General features: G+C 44.4%; 13 protein-coding genes. 4 read left to right on the top strand and 9 right to left on the bottom strand.

Features of this window, described 5'->3' with window-relative positions; all coding sequences use genetic code 11:
• Window positions 1–83: 83 nt before the first annotated feature.
• Window positions 84–1328: a DNA polymerase IV gene (locus RAC86_RS29180; protein ID WP_061187583.1), complete on the bottom strand. Its 1245-nt coding sequence runs from the start codon at window positions 1326–1328 to the stop codon at window positions 84–86.
• Window positions 1329–1400: 72 nt separating this feature from the next.
• Here RAC86_RS29180 and mifM point away from each other — a divergent pair, with 72 nt between their 5' ends.
• The 3 genes from mifM (at window position 1401) to RAC86_RS29165 (ending at window position 3436) form a co-directional block, all read left to right on the top strand.
• Window positions 1401–1688, top strand: coding sequence for a membrane protein insertion/folding monitor MifM (mifM, locus tag RAC86_RS29175; RefSeq protein WP_072182058.1), 288 nt, complete (start codon window positions 1401–1403; stop codon window positions 1686–1688).
• Between the two features lie 29 nt (window positions 1689–1717).
• The gene (locus tag RAC86_RS29170) at window positions 1718–2545 is read left to right on the top strand and encodes a membrane protein insertase YidC (protein WP_072566520.1); all 828 of its coding nucleotides are present in this window, start codon (window positions 1718–1720) and stop codon (window positions 2543–2545) included.
• A gap of 162 nt (window positions 2546–2707) precedes the next feature.
• The gene (locus tag RAC86_RS29165; RefSeq protein WP_072566521.1) at window positions 2708–3436 is read left to right on the top strand and encodes a YqjF family protein; all 729 of its coding nucleotides are present in this window, start codon (window positions 2708–2710) and stop codon (window positions 3434–3436) included.
• Between the two features lie 48 nt (window positions 3437–3484).
• Here RAC86_RS29165 and RAC86_RS29160 read toward each other — a convergent pair whose 3' ends face one another.
• From RAC86_RS29160 to mce, 3 genes are read right to left on the bottom strand one after another with little or no spacing between them, the layout of a single operon-like run.
• The gene (locus tag RAC86_RS29160; protein WP_014114316.1) at window positions 3485–4600 is read right to left on the bottom strand and encodes a tripeptidase T; all 1116 of its coding nucleotides are present in this window, start codon (window positions 4598–4600) and stop codon (window positions 3485–3487) included.
• Between the two features lie 17 nt (window positions 4601–4617).
• Window positions 4618–6141 carry an acyl-CoA carboxylase subunit beta gene (locus RAC86_RS29155; RefSeq protein ID WP_072566847.1) on the bottom strand — a complete coding sequence of 508 codons (1524 nt, stop codon included), beginning with the start codon at window positions 6139–6141 and terminating at the stop codon, window positions 4618–4620.
• Complete coding sequence (mce, locus tag RAC86_RS29150; protein ID WP_072566522.1) at window positions 6134–6556, bottom strand: methylmalonyl-CoA epimerase; 423 nt, start codon at window positions 6554–6556, stop codon at window positions 6134–6136. The genes RAC86_RS29155 and mce overlap by 8 nt, the downstream gene beginning before the upstream one ends.
• An 89-nt stretch (window positions 6557–6645) precedes the next feature.
• On the opposite strand from mce, the gene prli42 reads away from it, so the two are divergent.
• The gene (prli42, locus tag RAC86_RS29145; protein WP_041520994.1) at window positions 6646–6738 is read left to right on the top strand and encodes a stressosome-associated protein Prli42; all 93 of its coding nucleotides are present in this window, start codon (window positions 6646–6648) and stop codon (window positions 6736–6738) included.
• 20 nt (window positions 6739–6758) lie between these two features.
• Here prli42 and RAC86_RS29140 read toward each other — a convergent pair whose 3' ends face one another.
• The 5 genes from RAC86_RS29140 to artP form a co-directional block, all read right to left on the bottom strand.
• Window positions 6759–7289, bottom strand: coding sequence for a L,D-transpeptidase (locus RAC86_RS29140; protein WP_072566523.1), 531 nt, complete (start codon window positions 7287–7289; stop codon window positions 6759–6761).
• Between the two features lie 51 nt (window positions 7290–7340).
• Window positions 7341–8309, bottom strand: a complete 969-nt coding sequence (locus tag RAC86_RS29135) for an aromatic acid exporter family protein (RefSeq protein WP_003226485.1) — start codon at window positions 8307–8309, stop codon at window positions 7341–7343.
• A gap of 73 nt (window positions 8310–8382) precedes the next feature.
• Window positions 8383–9105, bottom strand: a complete 723-nt coding sequence (gene artM / locus RAC86_RS29130; RefSeq protein WP_014114320.1) for an arginine ABC transporter ATP-binding protein ArtM — start codon at window positions 9103–9105, stop codon at window positions 8383–8385.
• Window positions 9098–9757, bottom strand: a complete 660-nt coding sequence (artQ, locus tag RAC86_RS29125; RefSeq protein WP_003226481.1) for an arginine ABC transporter permease ArtQ — start codon at window positions 9755–9757, stop codon at window positions 9098–9100. Before artQ ends, artM begins: the two co-directional genes overlap by 8 nt.
• Before the next feature lie 80 nt (window positions 9758–9837).
• Window positions 9838–10605: an arginine ABC transporter substrate-binding protein ArtP gene (gene artP, locus RAC86_RS29120; protein WP_014114321.1), complete on the bottom strand. Its 768-nt coding sequence runs from the start codon at window positions 10603–10605 to the stop codon at window positions 9838–9840.
• Window positions 10606–10609 lie beyond the last annotated feature (4 nt).

The raw sequence follows: 10609 nt of genomic DNA, 5'->3' as shown, positions 1-10609 counted from the left end.
TAATCATTTTAAAATTTAAATTAAAATAAAATGATATTTATAATAAAGAAATTACCATACTTTCACCCTTTTTTTCAAGCTATTCAACTTTTCTTTTCATCCTGAAAAAAATCTTTATTAAAGCTTGTTCCCTTCGTTTTGCTCTCCTCTTTTTTTACCCTTGCCCCTTTTCTGATCAGCTTGGATCCGTACTTTTCATTCAGCTTTTCCATCATCTGCTGAATGGGCTCATCCTTCGCATCTTCATTAAAGCTGAACAAATCAAGCTGCTTATAGGCCTGTTCTTTTTCTACTAAATCCGTTCCGGTAATGCCAAGCAGCCTGACAGGATTTTTATTCCAATGTTTAAAAAAGAGGTGCTCCGCTTCTTTCATAATTTCATTTTTTTGATCGATCGGATTTTTCAATGTGATGCTTCTGGTGATGGTTTTCCAATCTGCATATCTAATCATAATAAAAAGCTTCGAAGCCATGACTTCCTTGCGCTGTAAACGGTCACTCACGGAAGCGGCAAGCTTTCTGAAAACGCCTAGCAGCTCTTCTTCATCACTGGAATCATGTGAAAGTGTCGATGAATTGCCGACGCTTTTAAATTCGTAAATGCGCTCCGGGTCAACTGGCGCATGGTGAATGCCATTTGCTTTATTTTTAAGGCGCGGCCCATTGATGCCAAGCAAACGCTTCAGCGAGTGTTCATCAGCTGCTGCTAACTCTCCAATCGTATGGATGCCGAGTCCCTTCAGCTTTTCCGCTGTCTTTTTGCCAACTCCGTGCATCTCTCCCACAGGAAGCGGCCAAAGGATATTAGGCACTTGTCTCTTTCTTAAAATCGTAATGCCAAGCGGTTTTTTCATATCAGACGCCATCTTTGCAAGAAATTTATTCGGCGCGATCCCTATGCTTGACGGAAGCAGCAGCTCTTTTTGCAGCCTGCTTTGGATTTCTTTTGCCGTCTCCAGAGCGCGGCTGCTGTATGGTGTATCGGTCATGTCCATATAGCCTTCGTCGATGGAGACAGGCTCCACCAGGTCAGTATATTCGCGGAGAATGTTAAACATCGCTCTTGAAGAGCTTCTATAGCGGTCAAAGTTCGGCGGAAGAACAATGAGCTCAGGACAATTGCGCTTTGCTTCCCAAACCGGCATCGTTGTTTTGACGCCGCGCGCTCTTGCTTCGTAGCTGCATGTTACCACGATGCCCTTTCGCTCCTTTACGTTTCCGGCAACTGCGACCGGCTTCCCCCGGAGAGCCGGATCATATGCCATTTCCACCGATGCATAGAAACTGTTCATATCAATATGGAAAATAATTCGGCTCTTTCCCTGCATAAACAAATCTCCTTTTCGTTCATTAGACAATGGCTTGTACATATAGTAAAATGAAGGTATTGAATGGATGTGATTACAATGTTTGTGGAATCGATAAATGACGTTTTATTCTTAGTCGATTTTTTCACAATTATTCTTCCGGCTCTGACGGCAATCGGGATTGCATTCCTCTTACGAGAGTGCCGTGCCGGCGAGCACTGGAAATCAAAACGAACAGATGAACATCAGACGGTCTTTCACATTAACCGAACAGACTTTCTTATTATTATATATCATCGCATTACAACTTGGATACGTAAAGTCTTCCGCATGAATTCGCCTGTGAACGATGATGAAGACGCCAGTTCTCTTCTTTTATAAACCGCATTTATAAAAAGGAGGAGAACAAATTGTTAAAAACATATCAAAAACTTTTGGCTATGGGTATCTTTTTGATCGTATTATGCTCGGGCAATGCTGCTTTCGCGGCGACTAATCAGGTGGGAGGCCTCAGCAACGTCGGTTTTTTCCACGACTATTTAATCGAACCGTTTTCCGCTCTGCTTAAGGGTGTTGCCGGGCTGTTTCACGGAGAATACGGACTGTCTATTATTCTCGTAACCATTATTGTGCGTGTCGTTGTACTGCCTTTGTTTGTCAATCAATTTAAAAAACAGCGCATATTCCAAGAGAAAATGGCAGTTATTAAACCTCAGGTTGACAGCATTCAGGCCAAATTGAAAAAGACGAAGGACCCGGAAAAGCAAAAAGAACTGCAAACGGAAATGATGAAGCTATATCAAGAGCACAATATCAATCCGCTTGCCATGGGATGCCTCCCAATGCTGATTCAGTTTCCTATTGTGATTGGGTTTTATTACGCGATTCGCTCTACACCTGAAATTGCGTCACACTCGTTTTTATGGTTCAGTTTAGGACAATCTGACATTCTCGTGTCTCTTAGTGCGGGAGCTTTGTACTTTATCCAAGCCTATGTCGCTCAAAAACTGAGCGCGAAATATTCCGCTGTCCCGCAAAACCCGGCAGCGCAGCAATCTGCAAAACTGATGGTGTTCATCTTCCCTGTGATGATGACGATTTTCTCACTTAATGTTCCGGCAGCTCTTCCGCTGTACTGGTTCACAAGCGGGCTATTCCTGACAGTGCAAAACATCGTCCTTCAGATGACGCACCATAAAAGTAAAAAAGCCTCCGCTCTTACTGAGCCGGTGAAATAATGAAACTACCCCGAGCGAAAAGCCGGGGTTGTTTTTTTGTTTCGTCGCACCCTTTTCTGTTATGGCTGAGGCGAAAATGGCCACCCTAAAAAACAGCCGTATCCGTTTAAAATGAAGGAAATCGGGAATACCTTTACTCACATCCCTGAAAGGAGGATATACGTGACGGAACGCTTTCAGCAAAAAAATATTTCTGTGCCTGAAGGCATTTGGATCATGAGACAAACTTGGAATGACATCTTATTTGCCCACTGGCCTGTTGATGTTTCTACCCTTCGCGCTTTGGTACCGCCGGTTTTAGAATTAGATACATATAACGGGCAAGCTTGGATCAGCATGCTTCCCTTTATGCTCACAAACCTGAGGGCGCGTTTTCTTCCTGCCATTCCCGGTGCACGTGCGTTTCCTGAGCTTAACCTCCGCACCTATGTCACTTATAAAGGCAAGCCCGGCATTTATTTTTTCAGCTTAGATGCTGATCATCAGCTGACGGTCCTGGGCGCTCGTACGTTCTTTCATTTGCCATATTTTTACGCTAATATGAAAGCTGATAAAAACGGTGATGGCATTGACTATGTCAGCAAGCGGAGAGACGACAGAGAAGCAGCATTCCGCGCCGCATACCGGCCCATTTCAGCTCCTTTTACAGCGGAAGAGGATTCGCTCGATTACTGGCTGACGGAACGATACAGACTCTACACCGTTTATCGCAACAAGCTCTATTATGAAGACATTCATCATCATCCTTGGCTGTTACAAAATGCCGAAGCCACGTTTTCGGTCAATACGGTAGCTGAAGCCCACGACATTCCATTGCCAGAGTCAGACCCCTTGCTTCATTACGCTAAAAAACAGGACGTGTTATTTTGGCCGCTTAGGCAATGGCGCTGAATGCAAGAAAAAACCCGATGCGGGCAAGCGCACTCGGGTTTTCCTTTCTTATTTTCCTGCCTCTTCAATAATGGCAACAACCATTTCTGCCGTTTTAACAAGTTCTTCGATCGGCATTTTTTCATTCTTTGTATGAATTTGCTCGTAACCGACAGCAAGATTGACCGTCGGAATGCCATGACCTGCAATAACGTTCGCGTCGCTTCCGCCGCCGCTTGTTTGCAGCTCGCTCGGACGTCCGATTTTAGCTGCCGCTTTTTTCGCGATTTCAACAACTTGGTCGCCGTCTTGATATTTGAAGCCTGGATACATGACTTCAATTTCGACTTCAGCGCGTCCGCCCATATCAGCAGCGGCTTCTTCAAAAGCAGCTTTCATTTTTTGAACCTGAGCTTCCATTTTCTCAGGAACTAAAGAGCGTGCTTCAGCAAGAATATGAACTTCGTCGCATACAATGTTTGTTTGTGTGCCGCCTTCAAACCGGCCGATGTTTGCTGTTGTTTCTTCATCGATTCGGCCCAATGGCATTTTCGAAATCGCTTTGCTAGCGATTGTAATGGCTGAAATGCCTTTTTCAGGTTCAACCCCGGCGTGTGCGGTTTTCCCGTAAATTGCCGCTCTTACTTTTGCTTGTGTCGGCGCGGCCACAATGATATTTCCGACTTTTCCGTCTGAGTCAAGGGCATAGCCGTAGGATGCAGTGATCATAGAACGGTCAAGCGCCTTCGCTCCGATCAGTCCTGATTCCTCGCCTACTGTGATGATGAATTCAATCGTGCCATGTTCAATGTTTTCTTCTTTCAGCACTTTAATCGCTTCAAACATTGCAGCCAGCCCCGCTTTATCATCAGCGCCTAAAATCGTAGTGCCGTCTGTTTTAACATAACCATTCTCTACAACCGGTTTTACGCCGTTTCCGGGTACAACTGTGTCCATATGAGATGTAAAATAAATGGTATCTGTTTGTTTTGTTCCTTTTAATGTGCAAATCAGGTTTCCGGCTCCGTGGCCAGTGATATCCATTGTATCGTCTTCCTTTACATCCACACCTAAATCAGAAAATTTTTGTTTCAGCACTTTGCAGATTTCTGCTTCGTGTTTTGTTTCTGAGTCAATTTGGACAAGTTCTAAAAATTCTTCCAGCAGGCGTTTTTCATTCACCATTTGTAAGTCCCTCCATGTTAAAGCGGTATGTTACCGTGCTTTTTTTTCGGTCTCTCTTCTGTCTTATGTGCAAGCATGTGAAAAGCTTGAATCAGTCTTTTCCTTGATTCTTCCGGCAAAATGATGTCATCGACCATTCCGCAGGCCGCTGCTTTATATGGCCCGGCGTTTTGCTTTTTGTATTCAGCTGTTTTTTCTCGTTTTGTCTTTTGCGGGTCGGCTGAAGCTTTTATTTCCTTTTCATACAAAATCGATACCGCGCCCTCTGAACCCATCACTGCGATTTCAGCATTTGGCCATGCAAACACAAGGTCCGCTCCGATTGCTTTGCTGTTCATAGCGACATAGGCGCCGCCATACGCTTTTCTGATTATGAGCGTAACTTTTGGGACGGTTGCTTCTGCATAGGCAAACAATAATTTTGCTCCGTGCCTGATAATTCCGTTATGCTCCTGCTGAACACCCGGCAGAAACCCCGGAACATCCTCGACAGTTAGCAGCGGTATATCAAATGCATCACAAAAACGGATAAACCTTGCTGCTTTATCAGCAGCGTCAATCGTCAGGCTGCCTGCCAGATGCTTCGGCTGGCTCGCAACGATGCCGATCGTTTTTTCACCCAGCCTTGCAAATCCAATGACAATGTTTTTCGCAAAAAACGGCTGAATCTCAAAAAAAGACTGCGGATCAGCCAGCTCCTTAATCACCGTCCGAACATCATACGGCTTTGTCGTGTCAGCGGGCACGAGACGGTTTAATAACGGCCTGGAAGCCTCTTTCTCTGGCTTCGTCGCTGCTGTCTGGCCATTCAGCGGCAAATAAGACAGCAGTTTTTTCACTCCTGTCAGAACCTCCTTCTCCGTATGTCCGGAAAAGTGGGCGTTTCCGCTGACGGCATTATGTATTCCCGCTCCGCCTAAGCTCTCCGCATCAACCTGTTCTCCTGTCACTTTTTCAATCACCTTTGGCCCGGTAATAAACATCCGGCCGGTCTGTTCAGCCATAAATATAAAATCTGTGAGTGCCGGAGAATATACAGCGCCTCCAGCGCACGGCCCTAAAATAACCGATATTTGCGGAATGACTCCGGAATATAAGACGTTTCGGTAAAATATGTGACCGTATCCATCTAATGATACCACACCCTCTTGAATTCTCGCACCACCTGAGTCATTCAGCCCGATAATCGGCGCCTTATTTTTTGCTGCAAGGTCCATCAGAGCGCAGATTTTTTTGGCATGGGTTTCGCCAAGCGCCCCGCCGAATACAGTGAAGTCTTGCGCAAATACATATACAGAGCGGCCGTCAATTGTCCCGTACCCTGTCACGACCCCATCCCCTAAAATGCGCTGTTCTCTTGTTAACACTTGGCTTTCCATGAAAGAATGCAGCTCGATAAAGCTGTCCTGATCAAGAAGAAACGCGATCCTTTCCCGAGCGGTGAGCTTTCCCTTTTGCCGCTGCTGGGCCAGCTTTTCATGTCCTCCTCCTTGTTCTGCCTGCCCGCGTCTCGTGTATAAATGATCAATATGCTCATTCATGTTCATTGGTTTGGTCTCCTTTCGGTTCGCAAAGCTCTACAAGAACGCCGTTTGTTTCCCGCGGAGAAAGGAATGCAATCTTTTTCCCGTTTGCTCCCTGTCTCGGATACCTGTCAATCAATTGAACTTTCCGGTCAGACAATGCTTGAAGCTTTTCAGATAGGCTGTTGCACAAAAACGCAATATGATGCAGCCCCTGCCCTTTCTTCTCCAAAAATAAACGGACGGGGCAGTCAGCTGTCAACGGCTCTATCAGCTCCAGCTTGACGCTTCCTGCTTGAAACAAAGCAACATTCACCTTTTGCTCTTCAACCGTTTCTTGATGAAGAAACGCTAGCCCCAATATATCCTCATAAAAGCTTCTCGCTTCTTCTATCGAAAAAACGGCTATCCCGATATGGTCAAGCCTGTTCATTTTTATCCCTGCTTTCCGCCAATAGATATCGCTTGTCCGTCCATTCAAAACACGCTAAAATATAGACAGATTGTCTAAGGAGTGAAATCATGTCTCAAAAACTGATGAAAAGCGTTTTGATTGTGATTTTGGGAGTTTTTATTCTTTCAAGTGTACTCTCAGGAATCGTCATGTTTTTCTAACGATAAAAAAGCAGGCGGCTCTATTGAATGGGAACATCCTGCTTTTTTATCAGAGCTTTATGCTCGATAGCAATCTCCTCAAAAGAGCGGGTGTCGTCCGTAATCAGCACTCTCGTTCCCACTGGAATCGTTTGAAATAGATGAACGACCTCATCGTTATGCATACGTATACAGCCGTTAGACACAAATTTTCCTATTGAGTCTTCCCTGTTTGTCCCATGAATTCCGTAAATCCGCCCGTCTGTTCCTTTCGCGTCAAATCCGATCCATCTTGCCCCAAGCGGATTGTCAGGAGATCCCCCTTCAATATCTTTCCTTCTGTAGTAAGGATTCACCGCTTTAACCGTTACTGAAAATTCCCCTTCCGGCGTCAGATCGTCTGTTTTTCCGGTCGCCACGCTGTACACGCCTTCTACTTTATTGTCGAGGATGACAGCAAGTTCGTTTGTTCTCTTGTTGACAATGACATACGGATCGCCCGGCAGCGGGTTTTCGCCAAGCGGCCAAATCGGAGAAATCATCATAAAAATCGAACATAAGAAAAAACGCATAAGCTCCTCCTTTTTCATTAGGTTGACCAATGAAGGAAGAGCTCATGCGAATCATGCGAGTGATTTTTGCGCTTTTATTCCTTTAAAATAACTTTTGATTACTAAATATTGTTCCATTTCCCCGAGAAGATGGAAGAGAGCGGCTCTTGCTTCAAATTCCTCTCTTGTCGCCGGGAGCGGCATCTCCTCAAATTCTTTTCTCATATCAGCAAGTCTTTTCAGAAATTTGTACGCTGTATTTCCCGGGTGTATCGCTTCCCGCAAATCGTGAATAAATTCAGCGATCATTTTTCCCTGATCTACCGTAATAGAGATAGAAGTCACTTTAGGGAGAAGGCGTTCGATAATTTCAAATTGCTTTTCTCTCATTTTAAAATAATGATAATGCAGATTTTCGTAGCGCAGAATGTGGTTTTGCACATCTCGGTATGCCAGGTTTTTCGCCTCCGTGATGAGCTGGTGTGTTTCTGGAATTTCTTTTCCAGTCCAATCTTGCTCACCAGTTAACAAATACCGCTCTATTTCCGCGAAAATGACAGCAAAGTTATCCTCTATCTTTTTGCGATAGGCAATCAGCTTCCGGTCAAGGCTAGGCATATACAAGTTCATCAAAAGAGCGACACCGATACCAACCGTAATCAACTGAACTTCATTCCAAATAAAAGCAAGCGTAATGCCGCCGGACATGTATAAATGAAGGATAATAACTGAACTGGTGACAATTCCCTCGTTAATTTTTAAGAGGACGGTTATCGGAATGAATATCAAGAGAAGCGCTCCGATAACAAACGGGTGATAGCCAATCAGCTCGAAAAAAAGATAAGAAAAAAGAATTGCCAGACAGCATGCCGCAAAGCGGGCCCACGATGCCTGAAGCGACCGTTTTTGTGTAATTTGAATGCACAAAATGGTGATGATTCCTGCTGATGCGAAGTTTTGCAAGTGCAAAAGCTGGCTTATATAAATAGCCAAAGCTGTTCCAAGCGCGGTCTTTATTGTGCGGTAACCAATTTTAAACATGTCGTACTCCATATCTCTTTGTTTCTTCAATAAAAAAGAAGAAGCGATCAGCCTTCTTCTTTTTTTCTATATTCTATAATATTTTCTCTAAAAAGTCCTGCGCTCTTTTGGATTTTGGCGAAAGAAAAAATTCTTTCGGATTGCCGTCCTCGACAATCATTCCTTGATCCATAAATAACACGCGGTCAGCTACTTCTTTTGCGAAACCCATTTCATGCGTGACAATCACCATGGTCATACCGGTTTCGACCAGTTCTTTCATAACCTGGAGCACCTCTTTGACCATCTCCGGATCAAGTGCAGAGGTCGGTTCGTCAAACAGCATGATTTCCGGATTCATTGCAAGAGCCCGGGCGATGGCGACACGCTGTTTTTGTCCGCCAGACAAGCGGTTTGGATAGTCATTTCTCTTTTCAAACAAACCGACTTTGCGGAGCAGTTCTTCGGCTTTTTCCTGTGCAGCCTGTTTTGATTCTTTTTTGACATTGATAGGCGCGTACATGATATTTTCGAGAACCGTTTTGTGCGGAAAGAGATGAAAATGCTGAAAAACCATCCCGATGTTTTCCCGGACCTTTAATGTGTTGGTTTTCGCCTCCGTGATCACCTTGTCTTTGATTGTAATGGTTCCGCCATTAGGCTTTTCCAACAGGTTTAAACAGCGAAGGAACGTTGATTTGCCTGAGCCTGAAGGGCCGATTACGGCAACAACTTCACCTTCGGCGATTGTTGTTGAAATGTTTTTTAATACCTCGTGTTTCCCAAATGATTTTGACAGCTTTTCAATCTTAATCATTGGATTTCAGCTTCCTTTCTACAGCCTTGCCGATAAACGTTAAAATCAGGACAAGCACATAATAAATCAATCCGGCGATAATGAGCGGCTCAAGGTAATTATAAGTGGCGGCGCCAGATTGATAAGCGCGCCTCATGACATCACCAAGCCCGATGACGGTGACGATCGCCGATTCTTTTGTTAACGTAATTAATTCATTTACAATCGCAGGTGATATATTTTTGAAGGCCTGCGGCAACAGCAGATCCTTCATCATTTTGCCGTACGGGACACCAAGTGCGACAGCCGCCTCTTTCTGCCCTTTATCAATGGCGTTGATTCCGGCTCTGATAATTTCCGATACATAAGCGGCGGAATTCAATGACAATGCGACAACCGCAGCCCAAAACTGGTCAATTTGAAAGCCGAGCAGCTGCGGAAGCCCGAAATAGACAATCATAAGCTGCAGCACTAAAGGCGTACCGCGGAACACTGATGTATAAAAATCAGCGATCCAGATCAGTGGGCGGAATGTGCTGATCTTGCATAAGCTTAGCACAATACCGAGTATAAGTCCGATAATGGCTGATACGATAACAATTTTCAAAGTAATTGCCAAGCCTTCTAATATAAAAGGAATTTGGGGGATCGTTGCTGAAAAATCCAAATTCATAGTCTTTGTCTCCTTTTCTTACAGGAAAAAAGATTTCCTATTCAATAAAAAGGCTCAACGAAAAAGTTGAGCCGCTTTTTTTACTTCTCGCCAGTGAACCATTTCTTCTTCAATTTCTCGAGCTCTCCGTTATCTTCCATTTCCTTGAGCGCTTTATTGAATTTGTCTGTCAGTTCACTGTCCTTTCTGAAAGCAATCGCTGAACCGGCTTCCTCCGCTTTCGCATCAGGAATCACGAAGCCTTGCAGGTCGTCATTTGATTTGAAATACCCCTCTGCTACCATGTCTTCGATAATCGCGGCATCAAAGCGGTCAGATTTGATTTCCTGCACTAAATCAGAAATTCTGTTGCGGTCTTCTGTTTTAAAACCATATTCTGGAGAAAGCTCTTTCCCCTTCTCTTCCTGAATAGAGCCAAGCTGAACGCCGACTGTTTTTCCTTTCAGGTCTTTCAGAGATGTAATGCCGCTGTCTTTTTTGCTGACAATCATATGATTCGCTGTGTAGTACACATCGGAAAAATCAACTTGTTTTTTACGCTCAGGCGTCGGTGTCATTCCTGACAGAACCAGATCCACCTGTTTTGATTTCAGCGCTGTAATTAAGCTGTTGAAGTCCATATCCTGCACTTCAATTTCGTAGCCAGTCTTCTTCGCCAGCGCTTTTGCCAACTCTACATCAAAGCCGACAATATTATCGCCTTCTTTATATTCAAACGGTTTGTAATCCGCCGAAGTACCCATAATTAATTTTTTCTTGCCGCCTTCTGAACCTGAATTGCTTGAGCCGCAAGCAGATAATGCAAAAATGATGCAGGCAGCTACAAGTAATAAGAGCCATTTTTTCATGATC

The sequence above is a fragment of the Bacillus sp. LR_5 genome (assembly GCF_042709275.1).
The sequence above is the reverse complement of the archived record's forward strand: the minus strand, read 5'-3'. Positions and strand labels throughout refer to the sequence as shown.

Coding starts and splice junctions, on each gene's coding strand:
- RAC86_RS29180 (WP_061187583.1), bottom strand. CDS start 1,328: ATGCAGGGAAAGAGCCGAATTATTTTCCATATTGATATGAACAGTTTC.
- RAC86_RS29160 (WP_014114316.1), bottom strand. CDS start 4,600: ATGGTGAATGAAAAACGCCTGCTGGAAGAATTTTTAGAACTTGTCCAA.
- RAC86_RS29155 (WP_072566847.1), bottom strand. CDS start 6,141: ATGAATGAGCATATTGATCATTTATACACGAGACGCGGGCAGGCAGAA.
- mce (WP_072566522.1), bottom strand. CDS start 6,556: ATGAACAGGCTTGACCATATCGGGATAGCCGTTTTTTCGATAGAAGAA.
- prli42 (WP_041520994.1), top strand. CDS start 6,646: ATGTCTCAAAAACTGATGAAAAGCGTTTTGATTGTGATTTTGGGAGTT.
- RAC86_RS29140 (WP_072566523.1), bottom strand. CDS start 7,289: ATGCGTTTTTTCTTATGTTCGATTTTTATGATGATTTCTCCGATTTGG.
- RAC86_RS29135 (WP_003226485.1), bottom strand. CDS start 8,309: ATGTTTAAAATTGGTTACCGCACAATAAAGACCGCGCTTGGAACAGCT.
- artM (WP_014114320.1), bottom strand. CDS start 9,105: ATGATTAAGATTGAAAAGCTGTCAAAATCATTTGGGAAACACGAGGTA.
- artQ (WP_003226481.1), bottom strand. CDS start 9,757: ATGAATTTGGATTTTTCAGCAACGATCCCCCAAATTCCTTTTATATTA.
- artP (WP_014114321.1), bottom strand. CDS start 10,605: ATGAAAAAATGGCTCTTATTACTTGTAGCTGCCTGCATCATTTTTGCA.